This is a genomic window from Bradyrhizobium sp. 482_C4_N1_8, from assembly GCF_052075965.1.
GTDB classification, from domain to species: Bacteria; Pseudomonadota; Alphaproteobacteria; order Rhizobiales; family Xanthobacteraceae; genus Bradyrhizobium; species Bradyrhizobium barranii.
This window is the reverse complement of sequence record NZ_CP197231.1, coordinates 6,205,324-6,224,115: the sequence shown is the minus strand read 5'-3', so window position 1 is coordinate 6,224,115 and position 18,792 is coordinate 6,205,324. Positions and strand designations below refer to the sequence as shown.

The following is an 18,792-nucleotide window of genomic DNA, read 5'->3' as shown; positions in this document are numbered from 1 at the left end:
GTCTCCCTGCTCTTTGTTTTTTGTTCGTCACATGCCGAGATAGGCTTTGCGCACGCGATCATCGGCGCGCAGCGTGTCGTTGTTGCCTTCGAGCACGACGCGTCCGGCTTCGAGGACGTAGCCGTGGTCGGCGGACTCCAGCGCTTCCGCCACGCGCTGCTCGACCAGCAGCATGGTCAGCCCGGACTGACGCCGGATATCGATCAGCCGTTCGAAGATGAAGTCCGCTGTCGACGGCGCGAGACCCATCGAGGGCTCGTCCAGCATCAACAGCTTCGGCGAGGAGGCGAGGCCGCGGCCGATCGCGAGCATCTGCTGCTGGCCGCCGGACATCGTACCCGCGAACTGATTGCGGCGTTCCTTCAGCACCGGCAGCCATTCGAAGATGCGCTCGATATTGGCCTGCCAGTCGCGCCGGCCGCTTTCGGTCATCGCGCCCATTTCGAGGTTCTCCATCACCGTCAGCGACGGGAACACCTGGCGGCCCTCGGGGACGTGGGCGATGCCGAGATGGGCGCGCTGCGGCGGCGGCACGGCAAGAAGGTCGACGCCGTCGAACGTAATTGCCCCGCCGCTCGGCTTCACGATGCCGGAGATCGTCTTGAACAGGGTGGTCTTGCCGGCGCCGTTAGGCCCGACGATCGCAACGAACTGGCCGGCGCCGACATTGATCGACACGTCGTTCAGGACGGGCTTGGCCGAATAGCCCGCGCTCAGTCCCTCAATTCGCAGCATGGCCCACCCACTTCTTGCCGAGATAGGCCTCGATCACCCGGTTGTCGCGCGTCACCACTTCGGGCAGGCCCTCGGTGATGACGGCGCCATGGTCGAGCACGAGGAATCTGTCCACCAGGCGGACCATCGCCTGCATGGTGTGCTCGATGATGGCGATGGTCATGCCGTCGCGTGCGAGCTGCTGGATCACGGCGACGACCTCGTCCGCTTCGCCGTGGCCAAGGCCCGCAAGCGTCTCGTCGAGCAGCAGGATGCGGGGCTGGCCGGCGATCGCGCGGGCGAGCTCCATCAGCCGCAGCTCCTTGGTCGAGAGTTCGCCGGCGACACGGTTGGCTACGGCGGAGAGCCCGACGCGGGCGACTGCGTCGGCGGCGAGCTTGCGTGCCTCCGCATCGGAGCGGGCGCGCACATAGGCCCCCACCACGACATTGTCGAGGATCGACATGCGCAGGAATGGCCGCATCACCTGGAAGGTGCGGCCGATGCCGGCCTCGCAGATCACGTGCGGCCGTTGGCCGGACATGTTGCGGCCGTCGATCAGCACCTCGCCCTCGCTCGGCTTCAGAAAACCGTTGAGGAGGTTGAACAGCGTGGTCTTGCCGGCGCCGTTCGGGCCGATGATGCCGAGGATCTCGTTCTTGTGCAGCTTGAAGCTGACATCCTGAACGGCTTTGAGTCCGCCGAAGGAGCGCGAGAGATTGCGAACCTCGAGCATCACCTCGCCGGTGGCCGCACGCTGCCGCGCGGCAGGCTTCAGCGCCGTGACGTTGGCGACGGCCGTTTCCGGAGTGACGCTAGCCGTGGCCTTGGATGCATTTCGCCTGCGCAGGAGATCGCGCAGTTTCCAGAACAGGCCTTCCGGCGCGAGCAAGATGACACAGACGATCGCCAGGCCGAAGATGACGCCCTGAATGCCGGGGATGCGCGCACCGGCCTCTGCGTGCAGGATCTCGGCGAGTGGGATCAGGATCACGGAGCCGATGACCGGTCCCCAGACCGTACCGACGCCGCCGAACATCGCGACCGTCAACGCCTGCGCCGACACCAGCATGCCGAACACCGATTGCGGGGTCACGACCAGCAGCACCTGCACATAGAATCCGCCGATGGCGGCGGCGATCGCGCCGCTCAACGTGATCGCGCGCAGCTTCCAAGCCAGCGTGTTGATTCCGGCCGCTTCTGCCGCAGCCTCGTTCTGCTTGATCGCGAGCAGCGCCATGCCGAAGCGGGATCGCTCGATCACCTGCGTCAGCACGATGGTGGCAAGCATGATGGCGAGCCCCAGCAGCGTGTAGATGTGAGGGTCGGAGAACTGCATATAGGCGATCGGCGCGTCGCGCTTGATCGGAAGCGTCACCTCCTGGAAGCCGAGCCACTCGAACACGTAGAGAATGGCGAGCGGGTAGGCGAGCATCGCGAGCGCGAAGTAGTGGCCCTGGAGGCGGAAGGTCGGAAATCCGATCAGCAGCCCGGCGATGCCGCCGAGCATGGCGGCGACCGGGATCAGCAGCCAGGGGGAGATGTCGAAATAAATCTGCCCGAGCGCGGTCGCATAGGCGCCGATCCCAAAGAAGGCGGCGTGGCCGAACGAGATCAGCCCGGTGTAGCCGCTCAGCAAATTCCAGGACAGGCCGAACACCGCCCACACCGGCACCAGCGTCAGGATGAGCTGGTAGTAGGAGTTGGTGACGCCGAGTGAGATCCCGGCGTAAGCGAGCGTGAAGAGCAGGGGAGGCAGCAGTGAACGCATCCGGAGCATGGTCACGTCCTCTCGACCATGCGCCCGAAGAAACCTTGCGGACGGAAGAAGATGATGAGGAGGAAGACGGCGAAGATCGCGGCATTCTGCAACTGCGTCGGCAGGATCAGCGTCGACATCTGCTGCACGAGGCCGATCGTCATGCCGCCCCAGAAGGCACCGATGATGCTGCCCATGCCGCCGAGCACGACGCCGGCATACATGACGATCACGTATTCGAGGCCGACGAAGGGGTGGAACGGATAGTTGGTCGCGAGCAGGCCGCCGGCGATCGCGGTGATGCCGCAGCCGAGCGCGAAGGCGGTGCGATGCGCGCGGTCGACGTCGATGCCCATATAGGTCGCGGCGGTCGGATTGTCGGCGGCGGCGCGGAGCGACTTGCCGATCCGGGTCCGCGTGATCAGCAGCGAAAGCAGAATCATGATCGCGAGCGAAACGATCGCGTCGATGCTGCGCGCCTTGTTGAGGAAGATGCTGATGTCCAAGAAGGGAACGAATTCCCAGGCCGAGCTCGACAGCGGCGTGCGGATCGAGGCCAGCACCGATCCGAACACGATGAGGCCGCCGTTCTGCAGGATCAGCGCGATGCCGAGCGTCAGGATCAGCTGGGCGTAATGGCCTTCGCCTTCCAGCGAGGCGGTGCGCGTGCCCGAGACGCGCGAGATCAGGGCCAGATGGACGAAATAACCGAACACGGCGAGTACCGGGCCAGCCAGCAGGATGGCCACGAACGGACCGACCGTATTGCCGAACAGCGCCTGGATGCCGGCGGCGGTGAAGAGATAGAAGGCGGCATACATGCCGAGCATCATGAAATCGCCATGGGCGAAGTTGATGACGCGCATGACGCCGAAGATCAGGCCGAGCCCGACGCACATCAGGCCGTAGACGGCGCCGATCAAAAGGCCCGCTGCGAGCGCTTGAAAGAAGCCTTCCATCAGCCCCGCCTCCGCGCGGCGTGAGCGCCGGCTTGCTGGCGATTGTGCGCCGTCGGCACTGCTAGGCGGGTCTCCCGGTCGACCATATTTCCCCCGTATTGTTTGGCATTTCTTGTGATGCCGATCGTAAAGCCTGTTCTGGCGTGTTCAGACGACACTGCGCTGCGATGTAGCCGGCATTGCCGAGCTGCTCGCAGCCGTCGATGAGTTGTTCGAGCCGGTGCGCGCGGTCCTCGCCGAGGACTCTGGTTGCGGCGGCGCGGAAGCGCGCACGAATATCTGAAGGCGTTGCGGCGATGACGTCGGGCAAAGCGTGCCGGATCGTCCGTCCGCCGCGCAGATGCACGGTCACCTCCGCGCCCTGCTTGCCGGGGAAGGCGGCGGTGAAGCCTGGATCTGCCCCGAGATCGGTGACCGCGACCAGGCGAATGATGTCGGCATCATCGAGTTCGGAATAGTTCTCTTCCTCGATCTCGCCCCGCGTCAGCGTCGCAGCAACGCTGAAGGGAATGCTCATCTTGGCCTGAAGCGCGTTGCGATAGGGCCCCATGGAGTCGCAGCCGGGATAGCGAACGGCGGCATCGGGTGCGCGAATGATGACGCGGTCGATCTCCTCAGTGCTGGCGAGCTCGTGCGAGACGCGAAGCGCTGCTTGGGCCGCGGTCTGCGCGAAATTGCAGGCCGGGACCGGCTTGTTGTAGACAGCCATGATCTCGCTCTCGCCATCCGGGAAGAGCGTGATGCTGTCGGGCGCGGCCTGGCGGCGATAGGCGGCGAACAGGCCGGCTTCACCCTCCAGTATGGTTTCCGAGCCGAAAGCGCCGGCTGCCGCAAGACCGATCGCCTTGATGGCGTTGCTGGCCGCAAAGCCCGGATGAAAATACATGTCGGAGCCGCCGGCATGCGGCCACTCGTTCAGCCCGCTGGATGTATTGGCCGCGATCGCGATGGCGCTGGTTGCCTGGTCCTCGGACAGGCCGAGCGCAAAGCTTCCCGCCAGCGCCGCGCCTGGCGGCGCCACGAGCCCCGTCGGGCGATAGAGCCGTGCGAGGTCGGAGGTCAGGAGCGCGCGGCCGATCCGCGCGCCGGTCTCATAGCCGATGATGGCGGCTGAGAGCAGTCTGGCTCCATGCAGCGGCGTCTGCTCCGACAGCGCGAGCAGCGTCGGCCAGATCACGACGCCGTGGTGCGCGACGCTGGCCGCATGCATGTCTTCGCGGACGAGACCATGCCCCATCACGGCGTTGGCAAAGGCGGCATCGGCCGACGAGGAGAGTTGTGACGTCCCGATGATCGTTGCAGTGCCGCCGGCTTGTGCGATCGCAACCGCCTGACGGCTCCAGGGATGCTGGCCCGCCTCGAAGGCGCAGGACAAGAAGTCGAGCAGGCAGAGCTTTGCCTTCGCGACGACCTCCGGCCCGAAAACTCCAAGATCAAGCGCAAGCACGCTCCGCGCCATCTGGCGCGCGAGCGAGACCTTGCCTGATCCGGTCGGGCCGATCGTCATCGCAATCGCTCTCCCTGAAGGCTTGCGTGATCAGCCGCGCATCTCGACCCCGGCCCATTCCTCGAGCACCTTGGCGATCGAGGTGAAGTCGGACGATGCGCCGTATTTGGCATTGGTGATCGCGAGCATCTGCCGCACCACCGCGCCGCAGACCATCGGCACGCCCATGGCCTCGGCCTCGTCGACGCAGAGCCGGACGTCCTTGTAGGAAAGGCCGGTGGTGAAGCCGAAATCGAAGGTGCCGGGCAGCACCGCGCGGGGGAACTTGTCTTCGGAGGCGCTGTTGCGGCCGCTGCTGGCGTTGATGATGTCGATCAGCACCTTTGCGTTGACGCCGCCCTTGACGCCCATCGCGACGGCTTCGGACGTGATGACCAGCGCCGCGGCCGCCATCAGATTGTTGGCGAGCTTGGCCGTCTGCGCCACGCCGGGCTTGTCGCCGGTGTAGAACAGCTTGCCGAAATTCTTCAGGATCGGCTGAACGATTTCGTAGGTCGCCTGCGGGCAGGACACCATCACGGCCAGCGTGCCGTTGACGGCGCCCTTGATGCCGCCGCTCACGGGCGCATCGACCAGCGTCATGCCTTTGGCCTTCAGGCCTTCCGCAACGATCTTTGCCGCGCCGGGACCGGAAGTCGAGAGATCAATGACGATCTTGGCGCGGCTGCCGCTGCTGATGCCATTTTGTCCGAGCGTGACGGCCTTGACGATGTCGGGCGTCGGCAGGCTGGCGAGCACGATATCAGCGCGGGAGGCGACATCGGCCGGCGATTTGCCGAGCTGGGCGCCGCGCTTGACCAGCGGCTGGGTCGCTTCAGTCTGCGTGTCATAGATCACGAGCGAATAGCCCGCGTCGATCAATCGCCCCGCCATGGGGCCGCCCATGCGGCCCGTGCCGATTACGCCGAGAATCTCTCCCGCCATCGTCTACTCCCTGTCGCGCGACCCGTGACGGGCGCGCCTTCTTGATCTCGTTGGTCAAACGCTTTCGCCGGCCGGCCTTCTCGGCCGCCGTCGTCGTGGCAGCGGGATCCCGCGCCAACGGGCCGGATTGTTATGATTGTCAGACAAGCTGTCAAGCATAACATTTGGGGTCGACAGTTTGCCGCGGATCGTCATATGGTCCGGGAAAACGAGGAAGACGCCCCGCGTGCCGCAAGCTTTAATTCCGAGTGTGAGCAAGACGCTCGCCGATTTCGTCGCGTCCTCGTCGTGGGCGGACGTGGAGGCGCAGAGCCCTGAGGCGAAGCGATCGATCCTCAATTTCTTTGCGACCGCGCTCGGCTCCGCACGCGATCCGGTGGTCACGGCCGCGATGCGCACGCTATCGCCGTTCAGCGGCGCCGCGACATCGACAATCATCGGCCATTCGGAGTCCATGGACGCGCTGTGCGCGTCGTTTCTCAATGCCATCTCGGCGAATCTGCTCGACTTCGACGACACGCACCCTGAAACGATCATCCATCCGGCCGCGCCGGTCGCCGCGCCGATATTGGCGCTGGCGGAGACGCGCAAGCTGACGGGGCGCGCGGTGCTGACCGCGTTCATCCTTGGCGTGGACGTGGAGTGCCGCATCGGCAATGCAGTCTCGCCGCGCCATTACGCCCGCGGCTGGCACATCACCTCGACCTGCGGGATTTTTGGCGCTGCGGCGGCGTGCGCGAAGCTGTTGGGACTGCCAGCGGAAGGGATTGCGAACGCGATCGGACTTGCGGCGAGCCAGTCGGCCGGCAATGTCGAGAATCTGCCAAGCGCCGCCAAGAACGTCAGCGTCGGCAATGCCGCGCGTAACGGGTTGTTCGCCGCGCTGCTGGCGCAGCAGGGCTATGAGGCTGCGCCGCGCGCCATCGAAGGTCCGCTCGGCTGGGCGCGCACCATGGGGGATGAGCCGGATCTCGCCCGCATGCTCGGTGGCCTCGGAAAGACCTGGGAGATCGCGAAGAACACCTACAAGCCCTATCCCGCCGGCATCGTGTTCCATTCGGTGATCGACGCCTGCCTGCTGTTGCGCGAGCGAATTGGCCGGCGCGTTGACCAGATCGAGTCGGTGACAGTGCGGGGCTCAGCACTGCTGCTCGCGCGCGGTGATCGTCCCGTGAGCAACGAGCGCGATGCGCGCGTCAGCATCCATCATTGCGTGGCTTGCGGACTGTTGCTCGGCGCGGCCGGTGTGGCCGAGTTCGCGCAGGAGACCGTGGTCCGGCCCGATATCGCGCGGCTGCGACAGAAGGTGAGGGCGGAGCTTGATGCGCAGATGCTCGATGGCGCTGCGCGCGTCACCTTGCGCCTGTCGTCTGGTGAAATTCTCACAGAGACCGTGACGTCGCCGCGCGGCAGCCAGGCTGCGCCGCTTTCAGACCGCGAGATCGAAGAGAAGCTGCGCGAGGGCGTACGGACCGGCCGAAGCGACTGGGACTCGGACCGCGTCATCGATGCAGTCTGGCGCCTAGATGCGGCGGACGACGTCGCCGCGCTGCTGCAATCACTGCGGCCGCCATCGGCGTCGCGCCAAACAATTTCCAACTAGAATCTCTCAAGACCGGAAAGGGACGATCATGAGCAAGACCGAACTGTTCGAAAAGGGCCTCAAAGTTCGTAAAGAGGTGCTCGGCGAGGACTACGTCAACAAGTCGATCGCCGGTGCCGACGAGTTCACGCGCACGATGGCGGAGTGGTCGACCGAATTCTGCTGGGGCGCGCTGTGGACGCGGCCCGGCGTCGACCGCCGCACGCGCTCGATCGTCAATCTGGCGATGCTGGGCGCACTGAACCGCCCGCACGAGCTGAAGCTGCACGTCAAGGGCGCCCTGAAGAACGGCCTGACCAAGGAGGAGATCAAGGAGATCCTGCTCCAGGTCGCGGTCTATTGCGGCGTGCCCGCCGGCATCGACGCCTTCCGCAACGCGCGCGAGGCCTTCAACGAGGTCGATGCGGGGTCCTGAGCCCGCTTGATTGGAAGCCCCATGGCCGACCCGGAATACGAGCTCTTCGCCATCCGCTATGCAACGCGGGATGCCCAGCGGAGCGAGCACTTCATCGGCGGAGACCCGCATGACGGGCCGATGCCGATGGACTATTTCATGTGGCTGGCGAGGGGAGGTGGCCGCACCTTCGTCATCGACACCGGGTTCAACGCCGAAATCGCAAAGCAGCGCAGGCGAACATTCCTGCGCTGCCCGGTGGAGACGCTTGCCGCGTTCGATATCGACGTGGCCGACGTCAAGGATGTGATCCTCACGCATCTGCACTACGATCACGCCGGTAATTTCGACCGGTTTCCGAATGCGCGGTTTCATCTTCAGGAGCGCGAGCTCGCATACGCCACCGGGCGCTATATGCAGTATCCGAGGCTGTCGCATTCCTTCGAGGTCGAGGACGTCTGCGGGATCGTGCGGCTGAACTATGCGCGCCGGGTGCTGTTCTACGACGGCGACGCCGAGATCGCGCCCGGACTGACGGTCTACGCGGCCGGCGGGCATTCGGCCGGTCTTCAGTTCGTCCGCGTCAACACGCGCCGCGGGCCGGTCGTGCTCGCCTCCGACGTCAGTCATTTCTACGAGAACATGACGAGCGAGCGTCCGTTCACGACAGCATTTCATGTCGGTGACATGCTGGTGGGATTCGACAAGCTGCGAGCCACAGCACCGGATGCTGACCACATCGTTCCCGGCCACGATCCGCTCGTCATGAAGCTCTACCCGGCGCCAGGCCAGGGTTTGAAGGGCGTCGCGGTTCGTCTCGACGTGGCGCCGTCCAGGGCCGCGCATTCCCAGGACGTTGGGCAAGGCGCGGCGTAACCTAAGCTAGAAAAAATCGATTTTCGATTTTCTGTTGACCCGCGGCCGCCGCCTTGCAATCATCCGACCATGGGTCCGCTTCAGTTCCAGTTGTCCAGAAGCCCCGGGGATGGTCCGCGCAGCCTGACGTCGGCGCTGCACGAACGTCTGCGCGCCGACATCCTGGCGACGCGGCTGCCGCCGGGCCAGAAGCTGCATATCGCCGGGCTCGCCAAACAGTTTTCCGTGAGCCTCGCCGCCGTGCGCGAGGCGCTGTCGCGACTTGTCGCGGACGGGCTCGTGCAGGCGTCAGACCAGCGTGGCTTTCGCGTGAGCCCGGTGTCGCTCGCCGATCTCGCCGACGTGACGCAGACCCGGATCGACATCGAGGGGCTTGCGCTCCGTCGCTCGATCGAGCGGGGCGATGATGCCTGGCTCGCATCGGTGAAATCCGCCTGGGCGGATTTGAAGGCCGTTCCCCATCGCTATCCCGACGATCCGACCGTGCACTACGAGGAGTGGGTGGTCCGTCACCGCATCTTCCATCGCGCGCTGGTCAACGCGTGCGGCTCGCCGTGGCTGCTCGGCTTCCGCGACGTGCTGCACGAGCAGAGCGAGCGTTATCGCCGCCTCTCGATCCGGCGAGAGGCCGGTGGCAAGCCGCGCAACGTCGAAGCCGAACACAAGACGATCGTCGCCGCCGTGATCAGGCGCGATGCGGATGCGGCAGTTCGCGCCTTGTCAAAGCACTTCGGCACCACCAAAGAATTCGTCGAGCTCGCCGCCTCTCGCATTGCGGAGGTGAGCCGTACGACCTGACGATCCGGAAAAATCCGGCACACAAAAAACAGAGACCGGGAGGAAGCCAATAATGAAGATCAATCACGCGCTGATGTCGCTGATCGCCGCCGCAATTCTGGTGGGCCCTGCGAGCGCCGCCGACACCATCCGCGTCGGCCTGCCCACGAAAACCTATTGGCCGACCACGATCGCCGAGACGGCGGTGCGGCAGAAACTGTTCGAGAAGGAAGGCATCCAGGCCGAGTTGACGATCTACCGCAGCGGCGCCGAGACGTTCGAAGGCATGGCTGCGGGCGCGGCCGACATCATTCTCGATCCGCCGTCGCTGGTCTCCGCCGGACGCAAGAAGGGCGTGATGTCGCGGATCGTCGCCAATGCCGCGATGGGCAATTTCGGCTGGCAATTGATGGTCCCGACCAAGTCGACGCTCGACGTCAAGGACCTCAACGGCAAGAAGGTGGCGATCACCGCGGCCGGCTCCGGATCCGACCTGCTCGCGCTGTGGACCATCCAGGACAAGAAGATCGATTTTACGCGCGTTCCCGTCGGCGGCGGTGGCCTGGTGCCGAACCTGCTGGCCGGCAATGTCGAGGCGGCCGTGGTCTATTCGCCGCTGAGCTTCCAGATCTCGAAGTCCGGCGAGGCCAAGACCATCCTCGATTACGCGACCGCGGTCCCGCCGAACCTCACTGCGGGCTGGATCGTGCTCGACAAATTCGCCGAGGCCAAGCCCCAGATGGTGCAGAAGGCGGTGAACGCCCTCTACGGCGCGGTCGCGTTCATGCGGGCCAACCGCGACGTCACGGTCAAGCTGATTGCCGAGCTCTATGAAATGCCGCCGGAGATCGCGGGCCTTGAGTACGACAACACCATTATGAAGCTCGAGACCAGCGGCGACATGGGCGCGGCCAACGTCAATGCGGCCGTGCAGCTGTCGCTCGATCTCGCCAAGCTCGGCGGGCTCAAGGACATCGTGCCGGTCGAGGATGTGATCTCGGCCAAGTTCAAGCCGGTTCCGACCAAGTAGTCACGATGCAAAGCACGTTCGTCATCAACCTTGCGCGGATCGCGATCATCATCGCGGTCCTGGCGCTGTGGGAGGTGCTGTCGCGCACCGGCATCGTCAATCCGCGACTGCTGCCATCGGCGTCCGATACCTTCGTGACGCTCGGCGATCTGCTGCAGCGCGCGGCGGTGCGGAAGGATCTGATGGTGACCGCGACCGAGGTGCTGGCCGCGTTCGCGCTGGCCGTGCCCTTCGGTGCGGTGATCGGCTTCCTGGTCGCGGAGAACCGTTACTTTGCGGACGTGGCCAAGCCGCTTTTGTTCTTCGCCTTCAGCATCCCGAAGTCGATCTTCCTGCCGATGTTCATCCTGGTGTTCGGCGTCGGCTTTGCCCAGAAGGTCGGCTTCGGCTTCTTCTCCACGATCTTCATCGTGATCATGTCGACCACGACGGCGGTGGAATCGGTCAAGGTCGAGCATTTGACGGTGGCGCGCTCCTATGGCGCAACGCCATGGCAGACGGCGTTCCGGGTTTATCTGCCGAGCATGCTGCCGGTCCTGCTGGAGGCGTTGCGGATCTCCATGATCTTCAACCTCACCGGCGTGATTTTGGCGGAGATGTACGCCTCGCGCGACGGCATCGGTCACCAGATCGCGACCTGGGGCGAGAACTTCCAGATGAAGCAGCTCCTCGCCGGCGTCGTGATGGTCGCCGCGATCGCCATGACCTTCAACGAACTTGTCAGATGGATGGAAACGCGATGCAGCCATTGGCGAACGTGACCCCGTTGAAGCCCGCCGCGCGCGCTGGCGCGATCGAGGTCAAGAATGTCGGCCAGGTCTTCAAGACCCGGTCGCAGGACGTCGTCGCGCTGGAGGACGTCTCGCTCGAGGTCAAGCCCGGCCGTTTCGTCGTGCTGGTCGGCCCGAGCGGCTGCGGCAAGTCGACCCTTTTGATGATGATGGCGGGACTGCGCCAGCAGACCTCCGGCACGATCACCATCAGCGGCGCGCCGATCCTGCAGCCAGACCCCGACAGGGTCGGCGTGGTGTTCCAGGAAGCGAGCTTGTTCCCGTGGCTGACCGCGGAGGACAATGTCGAGTTTCCGCTGGCGCTGCGGGGCGTGCCCAAGGCCGAGCGCCGCGCCAAGGCGCAGGATGCGCTCAAGCTGGTCGGCCTCGACGGCTTCGGCAGGCGTCATCCCCACGAACTCTCCGGCGGCATGAAGCAGCGCGTCTCGATCGCGCGCGGGCTGGTGCAGGACCCGCCGGTGCTGCTGATGGACGAGCCGTTCGCCGCCCTCGACGAGCAGACGCGCATGACCATGGGCGACGAGTTGCTGCGGATCTGGGCTGCGACCGGCAAGACGGTCGTTTTCGTCACGCACAGCCTCACCGAGGCCGTCTATCTAGCCGACGAGGTGATCGTGATGTCGGCGCGGCCCGGCCGCATCGTCGACCATCTCCAGGTCCAGCTGCCACGGCCCCGCACCTACGAGATGCTGAGCGGCGACGCCTTTGGTGCGCTGCGCGACCGCATCTGGCGGCACATCCGCAAATCGGCGTGAGGCGGATATGAGCGCCAGAATGAGTGCGAAGACGCTGCGATACCTGATCGTGATCGGCCTGATTGCGCTGTGGGAGTTGCTGCCGCGCACCGGTCTCATTCCCGAGCTGTTCCTGCCGTCACTGTCATCGACGCTGATCGCCGGATGGACCGATGCCGCGGAATACGGTCATGCGCTCGCGGTGACGCTCTATGAGGTCGTGGTCTCCATGGCATTCGCCTGCGGCGGCGGCATCCTGCTCGGCGCGATCGTTGGCAGCCTGCCGCGTCCGCGTGTCCTGATCATGCCGATGGTGTCGAGCCTCTACGCGGTGCCGCTCGTGATCCTTTATCCTGTTTTCACGGTGTGGCTCGGCATCGGCTCGGAGTCCAAGATCGCGTTCGCCTCGATCTATGGCTTCCTGCCGACGATGCTCGCCACCGCCGCCGGCATCCAGACCATCGATCCGCAGCTCCTGCTCGCGGCACGTAGCATGGGCGCCACGTTGAGCCAGCGGCTGATCCGCGTCATCATCCCGGCGGCGATTCCGACGGTGCTGTCGGGCCTGCGTGTCGGCGGTGCGCTGGTCATCGTCGGCGTTGTCGTCTCGGAGATGCTGATCTCATCGGCCGGCATCGGCTATCTGATCTCGCGCTACCGCACAATTCTCGATAGTCCGCACGTGTTCGCGGGCGTGCTGCTCGTGCTGTTCCTCGCCATCGCCTTCAACGCTGCGATCCGCTGGATCGAGCGCAAGGCGGCGATCTGGCAGACTGGCACGCGGGCCGGTCAGGCCAACGACGACATCGCGTCGGGCGCGATGCAGCCGGCGACCTGAGGTATTGGCGTGTACGATTTGACCCTGACATTCGACAACGGCCCCGATCCGGATGTGACGCCGCGTGTGCTCGACATTCTCGCCGAGCGCGGCATCAAGACCACCTTCTTCGTCATCGGTGAGAAGCTCGCTGACCCCGCGCGGCGCGGCCTTGCGGTGCGTGCGCACGGGGAGGGGCACTGGATCGGAAATCACACGTTTACGCACACCATTCCGCTCGGTGAGCAGGCGGATCGCGAGACGGCAGAGAACGAAATCGGCCGAACTCAAAGAGCGATCGGCGATCTCGCGCATCCCCAGCGCTGGTTCCGGCCGTTCGGTGGCGGCGGCAATCTCGATGCGCGGCTGTTGAAACCCTCCGTCGTGGACTACCTCACCCGCAACAAGCACAGCTGCGTGCTCTGGAATGCGATCCCGCGCGACTGGGACGACCCTGACGGCTGGACTGAGCGCGCACTCGTCCAGTGCAGCCGGCAGCCCTGGACGCTGATGGTGCTGCACGATCTCCCGACCGGCGCGATGGACCATCTCGAACGTTTCCTTGACGCTGCCGAGGCGGCCGGCGCCCGGTTTCGCCAGGACTTCCCGCCGCAATGCGTTCCGATCCGCAACGGCGCGATCGCGCTTCCAATCAACGACTATGTTTCCTCCATCGAGAGAGTGTTTGACTGATGAAAGTTGCAAGCTTCACGATCGCCGGCACCGCGAGCTATGGCATCGTCACCGACAAGGGCGTCATCGATGCCGGCAAGCGCCTGAAGGCCTATCCGACGCTGAAGGCGCTGCTTGCGAAGGGATCGCTCGACGAGCTCAAGAAACTCGCCGGCGAGAAGCCCGATTACGCGCTGCAGGATGTCGCGCTGCTGCCGACCGTGCCCGATCCCGACAAGATCTTCTGCATCGGCGTCAACTATGCCACGCATCTGGCCGAGAGCGGGCATCCGACGCCAGCGCATCCAATGATCTTCACCCGCTTCGCCAACAGCCAGGTCGGCCATGGCCAGCCGATGATCCGGCCGCTGGAGTCTGAGCGTTTCGATTACGAAGGCGAAATGGCCGTCATCATCGGCAAGGCTGGCCGCCGCATCTCGCGCGAGGCTGCGCTGAACCATGTCGCCGGCTATGCCTGCTACAATGACGGCAGCATCCGTGACTGGCAGCGCCACACCTCGCAATTCGCGCCGGGCAAGAATTTTGCCGGCACCGGCGGCTTCGGGCCCTGGATGGTCACGACCGACGAATTGACCGACGTGACCAAGCAGACGCTGATCACCCGGCTCAACGGTGTCGAGGTGCAGAAGGCCCCGATCTCCGATCTCGTTTTCGACGTGCAGGCCTTGATTGCTTACTGCTCGACGTTCACCGAGCTTGCGCCCGGCGATGTCATCGTCACAGGCACGACCGGCGGCGTCGGCGCCTATCGCACGCCGCCGCTGTGGATGAAGGGCGGCGACGTCGTGGAGATCGAGATCTCCGGCATCGGCATCCTGCGCAACCCCGTCAAGGACGAGGGATCGGCCACGGCGACGCGCGCGGCCTGAGAGCCGCGCTCTATAACAATAAGAAGGAGAATCCCATGCCCATGCCAACGCATATCCTGCCGACCACGGTGGTCGGCAGCTACCCGCAGCCGGAATGGCTGGTGAATCGCGCCATGCTGTCGAAGGTGGTGCCGCGCACGCGGTTGCACGACATGTGGCGGTTGCCGGCAGAGCATCTGGAGGAGGCGCAAGACGATGCGACCATCGTCGCGATCCGCGACATGGAACGCGCCGGCATTGACATCGTGACCGACGGCGAAATCCGCCGCGAGAGCTACTCCAACCGCTTCGCCACCGCGCTCGACGGCATCGACGGGGACAATCCCGCGATGATCGTGGCGCGCACCGGCAACACGCAGACCCCGGTGCCGCGTGTCGTCGGTCCCGTCAAGCGCAAGGGCCCGGTCGAGCTGCACGACATGCAGTTCCTGCGCAAGAACACGGATCGGGCCGCCAAGATCACTTTGCCGGGCCCGTTCACGATGAGCCAGCAGGCCAGGAACGAGTTCTACAAGGACGAGGAAGAGTTGGCGATGGCGCTCGCCGAGGCCGTCAATGCCGAGGCGCTCGATCTGCAGAAGGCAGGCGCGGATGTGATCCAGCTCGACGAGCCCTGGGTGCGCAACAATCCGGATCTTGCCAAGCGCTACGCCGTCAAGGCGATCAACCGTGCATTGCAGGGCATCACGGTGCCGACGGTCGTGCATCTCTGCTTCGGCTATGCCGCGGTCGTGCCGGGCTCGAACAAGCCGGCCGGCTATTCCTTCCTCGCCGAGCTCGACGACACCATTGCCGACCAGATCTCGATCGAGGCCGCGCAGCCGAAGCTCGACCTCGGCGTGCTCAGGGACCTGTCGTCGAAGAAGATCATGCTCGGCGTGCTCGACCTCGCTGATCCCGCGATCGAGAGCGTCGACACCGTGGCCGCCCGTATCCGGAACGGCTTGAAATACGTCTCGCCGGACCGCCTGGTCCCCGCGCCCGATTGCGGCATGAAGTACATGCCGCGCGCAACCGCGTTCGGAAAGCTGAAGGCGATGTGCGATGCGGCGGCCATGGTCCGGCGGGAGATCGGCTAAACAAAGCTAGGCCGGCGAGGATGGTTCGTTCGCCGGCCATCGCCTGGCTATGGCCAGCCTGGTCGAAATCTGCGCGGGCGTCAGCTGCCGTTCAAGCCGACAGGAATTTGGTTAGAAGCTCCGTTGTGTCGGTAGGGTTTTCCTCAGGAAAGAAGTGACCGCCCTTGACGGCCCGACCTTGTACGTTGTCGGCCCACTTCTTCCAAATTCCCAATGCGCCGCCATTCTGCTCGTAGAATGTATCGAGCGGCCCGCCGGAAGCCCAGAGGTGCAGCATAGGGCACTTAATGCGCCTGCCTTCCTTCTGGTCCGCCTTGTCATGCTCGATATCCAGGGTTGCGGCCGCGCGGTACTCTTCGCAGATCGCATGCACCCGAGCCGGATCGCGGTAGGTTTCGATGTATTCCGCTTTCACTTCGGGGCCGAATGAGCCCTGGCCGAAGGGATTGTCGAATACCGCGTCCGGCGCACCGATCAGGTATTTTTCGGGAAGCGGTGCCTTCTGCGAGAGTAGGCTCCATGGCCAGTAGGTCATGGCGAACTTTGCGTCGGCGTGGCCCCAGGCTTCCGAGATCGGCAGCACGTCAAACACTGCGAGACGCTGCACCTTCTCCGGGTGATCGAGCGCAAGGCGGTAGGAAACGCGACCGCCGCGATCGTGTCCAACCAGATCGAATTTGGAAAAGCCAAGCTTATCCATCACGGTGACGAGCTCATTCGCCATCGCCCGCTTTGTATAGGGATAGTGATCCTCCGCAGAGGCGGGAACGCCGCTGCGGCCATATCCACGAAGATCGACGCAGATGACCGTGCGATTACCGGCGAGATGCGGCGCGACATGACGCCACATCAGGCTGGTTCGCGGAAATCCATGGACCATGAGCAGTGGGGATCCGCTCCCGTAGCGCCTGATGAAAATGGTGTTGTCATCGGTCTTGATCTCCTTTGTCTCGAAGAGATCGGAAGCGTTCGAGGTGGAATTGTTTGGGGATTGGCCGGCCGCGCGTCGCGGTAGAAGCGCCAGTGATAGAGCGGCGCTCGATGCAGCGGTCATCACCTGGACGAAGGTGCGGCGCTCGATCTTTGTCTTTTCTGTCATCCCTGAGGTCCTTCGAGGTTCGCGCGACGCTCCTGGCAAACGCCCCCTCAATGACGACGCGGTGAGACATGTTAGCACCTGCGTGGAAGCGCGCTTTCGCAGGATTAGCGTCACTGAACCGTTCGTGCTGATGATTTCGGTCATCCCGCTGGCGCGATGGGGCAGAGGCGGGGAGCAGTCGGGAAGTGATCGTTGGAATGATCCTCCGCCTGTAACCAATTTGGTCGCGTCGCCGAATAGCGGGAGGTCAGGGTAAGCGGAGGTGCGTCAACGCAAGCCGCCAGAGCAATGGAGGATCCATGTCCGACGAAATCAACCACGATCGCCGGCGTTTCGTTGGTGCTGCGGCAACGACAGTAGCTGCAGCACAATTCGGCGTGATCGCGCCGGCGGTTGCAGATCCCCGAGCGAGCAAGAAGGTCGCCCGCGACGTCAGCAGAAGATCGGAAACCGCGGGGACGGACGCCACCGTCGTTCTCGTCCACGGCGCCTGGGCCGACGGTTCAAGCTGGGCGCACGTCATCACGCTGCTGCAGTCCGAGGGACTGAAGACGATGGCAGCGCCGATTCCGCTCACATCGCTATCAGATGATGTCGCGGCGCTTGAACGAGCGCTGGAGCGGACCGACGGACCGGTTGTCCTTGTCGCGCATGCCTATGCTGGCGCCGTGATAGGTGCGGTCATTCAGGACAGAGTGCGGTCGCTGGTCTTCATTTCGGCTCTCTGTCCCGACGAAGGCGAAACAGTCGCGCAAATATTCTATCGCGACAAGCCGTCGCCGGAGGCACCGAAACTCACCCCCGACAGTCATGGTTTCCTCTGGATGCCGAACGACCGGTTTGGCGCGGCCTGGTGCCAGCATGCCCGACCTGAGCAGGCTGCGCTCCTTGCTGCGATCCAGCGTCCCATTGCCGTCGCGGCAATCCAGGAAAAGGCTCCGAAAGCGGCATGGAAGGCAAAGCCGTCGTGGTACCTGGTCGCCGAGGAGGATCGAATGATCAATCCGGCGACACAGCTATTCCTGGCACGACGGATGGGTGCGCAGGTTCGCTCCGAGAAAGTCGATCATGCATCGCCGATCACCGCGCCGAAGCTGGTCGCCGGAATGATACGCGAGGCCGTCGCCAACGCAGGTCCGAACGCCACGCAGCAACACGGCTGAACTATCGCTATCGGTGCGATATGGTTGAAAGTGCCATTGGCATCTTTTCCAATAGGCTTCGCGACCTCGGCTTGTGCAAACAACTGGACGGAGTCACCAGCTGAATCTTAGTCAGCGGGGGGACCAGGTTCGAGCTCTGGTCCCGCCGACGACCCTCAAAGCATCTCACACCCAGCCGCCATCCACGACGTAGTGCTGAGCGGTGCAGGCGGAGGCCTCGTCGGACGCGAGGAACAGGGTGAATTTCGCGACCTCGTCCGGTACCAGCCGGCGCTTCAGGCACTGTCGCTGCTGCAGTTCGATCTCGCCCGCCGGCGTCATCCATTTCTCGAGCTGGCGCTCGGTCATGATCCAGCCCGGCGCGATCGCGTTCACGCGGATGTTGTAGGGGCCGTAATCGCGCGCGAGGGAGCGCGTCAGACCGACCACGCCCGACTTGCTGGCCGTGTACGCGGCCATGCCGCCTTGACCGGCCATCCACGACACCGAGCCGAAATTGATGATGGCGCCGGCATTCGCCGCCTTCATGTCCGGCAGCACGGCTTGGGCGGCGAAGAACTGGTGCTTCAGGTTCACCGCGATGCGGTCGTCCCAGTATTCCGGCGTCATCTCCTCGGTGTTGTGCCGTTCGTCATGTGCGGCATTGTTGACGAGGATATTGATCGCGCCGTGTGCCTTGCGCGCCTCGGCGACGCCGGCGCGCAACGCGGCGATGTCAGTCAGGTCGACGCGCTGGAAATGCGCAGCCAGACCCTGATCCGACAGCTCGCGTGCGAGGCGTTCGCCCTCGTCGGCCTTGATATCGAAGAACACGACATTGGATTTCTGCTGCGCGAAGCGCCGCACGATCGCAGCCCCAATCCCCGATGCGCCACCGGTGACGAGAACGACCTTGCCGGCAAGGTCGGAATAAACGGCGGCCATGGGCACCTCTCAAGTTGCGTTGCGGGCGGTGCGAGGCGCCGCCCAGTTGTCCCGCCAACCTTAGCCATTCCCCGCGTGAG

19 protein-coding genes are annotated in these 18,792 nt (G+C 64.5%); 12 read left to right on the top strand and 7 right to left on the bottom strand.

Translation table 11 applies throughout. The features are described from left to right. Positions 1-27: 27 nt before the first annotated feature. The 5 genes from AB7Z56_RS29900 to AB7Z56_RS29880 form a co-directional block, all read right to left on the bottom strand. The gene (locus AB7Z56_RS29900; RefSeq protein WP_063984367.1) at positions 28-735 is read right to left on the bottom strand and encodes an ABC transporter ATP-binding protein; all 708 of its coding nucleotides are present in this window, start codon (positions 733-735) and stop codon (positions 28-30) included. Next, positions 722-2,494, bottom strand: a complete 1,773-nt coding sequence (locus AB7Z56_RS29895) for a branched-chain amino acid ABC transporter ATP-binding protein/permease (protein ID WP_187387760.1) — start codon at positions 2,492-2,494, stop codon at positions 722-724. The genes AB7Z56_RS29900 and AB7Z56_RS29895 overlap by 14 nt, the downstream gene beginning before the upstream one ends. 2 nt (positions 2,495-2,496) lie before the next feature. Then, positions 2,497-3,432, bottom strand: coding sequence for a branched-chain amino acid ABC transporter permease (locus AB7Z56_RS29890; RefSeq protein ID WP_063984365.1), 936 nt, complete (start codon positions 3,430-3,432; stop codon positions 2,497-2,499). Positions 3,433-3,493: 61 nt separating this feature from the next. Continuing rightward, entirely contained in the window at positions 3,494-4,939 is a 1,446-nt protein-coding gene (locus AB7Z56_RS29885) for an MmgE/PrpD family protein (RefSeq protein ID WP_063984364.1), read from the bottom strand. Between the two features lie 30 nt (positions 4,940-4,969). Continuing rightward, complete coding sequence (locus AB7Z56_RS29880; protein ID WP_063984363.1) at positions 4,970-5,863, bottom strand: NAD(P)-dependent oxidoreductase; 894 nt, start codon at positions 5,861-5,863, stop codon at positions 4,970-4,972. A gap of 250 nt (positions 5,864-6,113) precedes the next feature. Between AB7Z56_RS29880 and AB7Z56_RS29875 the strand changes: the two genes are divergently transcribed. The 11 genes from AB7Z56_RS29875 (at position 6,114) to AB7Z56_RS29825 (ending at position 15,526) form a co-directional block, all read left to right on the top strand. Then, on the top strand, positions 6,114-7,466 hold the full coding sequence (locus AB7Z56_RS29875; RefSeq protein WP_283018584.1) for an MmgE/PrpD family protein: 1,353 nt from the start codon (positions 6,114-6,116) through the stop codon (positions 7,464-7,466). Positions 7,467-7,494: 28 nt separating this feature from the next. Beyond that, on the top strand, positions 7,495-7,881 hold the full coding sequence (locus AB7Z56_RS29870) for a carboxymuconolactone decarboxylase family protein (protein WP_027575101.1): 387 nt from the start codon (positions 7,495-7,497) through the stop codon (positions 7,879-7,881). A gap of 21 nt (positions 7,882-7,902) precedes the next feature. Beyond that, entirely contained in the window at positions 7,903-8,736 is an 834-nt protein-coding gene (locus AB7Z56_RS29865) for an N-acyl homoserine lactonase family protein (protein WP_063984361.1), read from the top strand. Positions 8,737-8,826: 90 nt separating this feature from the next. Further along, on the top strand, positions 8,827-9,534 hold the full coding sequence (locus AB7Z56_RS29860; protein ID WP_231144502.1) for a GntR family transcriptional regulator: 708 nt from the start codon (positions 8,827-8,829) through the stop codon (positions 9,532-9,534). Positions 9,535-9,586: 52 nt separating this feature from the next. Continuing rightward, the gene (locus AB7Z56_RS29855; RefSeq protein ID WP_063984359.1) at positions 9,587-10,543 is read left to right on the top strand and encodes an ABC transporter substrate-binding protein; all 957 of its coding nucleotides are present in this window, start codon (positions 9,587-9,589) and stop codon (positions 10,541-10,543) included. A gap of 5 nt (positions 10,544-10,548) precedes the next feature. Continuing rightward, positions 10,549-11,304, top strand: a complete 756-nt coding sequence (locus AB7Z56_RS29850; RefSeq protein WP_063984358.1) for an ABC transporter permease — start codon at positions 10,549-10,551, stop codon at positions 11,302-11,304. Then, positions 11,283-12,089 carry an ABC transporter ATP-binding protein gene (locus tag AB7Z56_RS29845; RefSeq protein ID WP_041956016.1) on the top strand — a complete coding sequence of 269 codons (807 nt, stop codon included), beginning with the start codon at positions 11,283-11,285 and terminating at the stop codon, positions 12,087-12,089. The genes AB7Z56_RS29850 and AB7Z56_RS29845 overlap by 22 nt, the downstream gene beginning before the upstream one ends. A 19-nt stretch (positions 12,090-12,108) precedes the next feature. Continuing rightward, positions 12,109-12,906 (top strand): ABC transporter permease, encoded by a 798-nt coding sequence (locus AB7Z56_RS29840; protein ID WP_028155758.1) that lies wholly within the window; start codon positions 12,109-12,111, stop codon positions 12,904-12,906. Between the two features lie 9 nt (positions 12,907-12,915). Next, positions 12,916-13,578 (top strand): polysaccharide deacetylase family protein, encoded by a 663-nt coding sequence (locus AB7Z56_RS29835; RefSeq protein WP_063984356.1) that lies wholly within the window; start codon positions 12,916-12,918, stop codon positions 13,576-13,578. Next, positions 13,578-14,447 carry a fumarylacetoacetate hydrolase family protein gene (locus tag AB7Z56_RS29830; RefSeq protein WP_063984355.1) on the top strand — a complete coding sequence of 290 codons (870 nt, stop codon included), beginning with the start codon at positions 13,578-13,580 and terminating at the stop codon, positions 14,445-14,447. The genes AB7Z56_RS29835 and AB7Z56_RS29830 overlap by 1 nt, the downstream gene beginning before the upstream one ends. A 35-nt stretch (positions 14,448-14,482) precedes the next feature. Continuing rightward, positions 14,483-15,526 carry a 5-methyltetrahydropteroyltriglutamate--homocysteine methyltransferase gene (locus tag AB7Z56_RS29825; protein ID WP_199877108.1) on the top strand — a complete coding sequence of 348 codons (1,044 nt, stop codon included), beginning with the start codon at positions 14,483-14,485 and terminating at the stop codon, positions 15,524-15,526. 91 nt (positions 15,527-15,617) lie between these two features. Here AB7Z56_RS29825 and AB7Z56_RS29820 read toward each other — a convergent pair whose 3' ends face one another. After that, positions 15,618-16,625 carry an alpha/beta fold hydrolase gene (locus AB7Z56_RS29820; protein ID WP_084795228.1) on the bottom strand — a complete coding sequence of 336 codons (1,008 nt, stop codon included), beginning with the start codon at positions 16,623-16,625 and terminating at the stop codon, positions 15,618-15,620. 299 nt (positions 16,626-16,924) lie between these two features. Between AB7Z56_RS29820 and AB7Z56_RS29815 the strand changes: the two genes are divergently transcribed. Next, positions 16,925-17,788, top strand: a complete 864-nt coding sequence (locus AB7Z56_RS29815; RefSeq protein ID WP_354177501.1) for an alpha/beta fold hydrolase — start codon at positions 16,925-16,927, stop codon at positions 17,786-17,788. 165 nt (positions 17,789-17,953) lie between these two features. Here AB7Z56_RS29815 and AB7Z56_RS29810 read toward each other — a convergent pair whose 3' ends face one another. After that, a complete protein-coding gene (locus AB7Z56_RS29810; RefSeq protein WP_166097545.1) occupies positions 17,954-18,712 on the bottom strand; it encodes an SDR family NAD(P)-dependent oxidoreductase in 759 nt (252 codons plus the stop codon). Between the last annotated feature and the right edge of the window lie 80 nt (positions 18,713-18,792).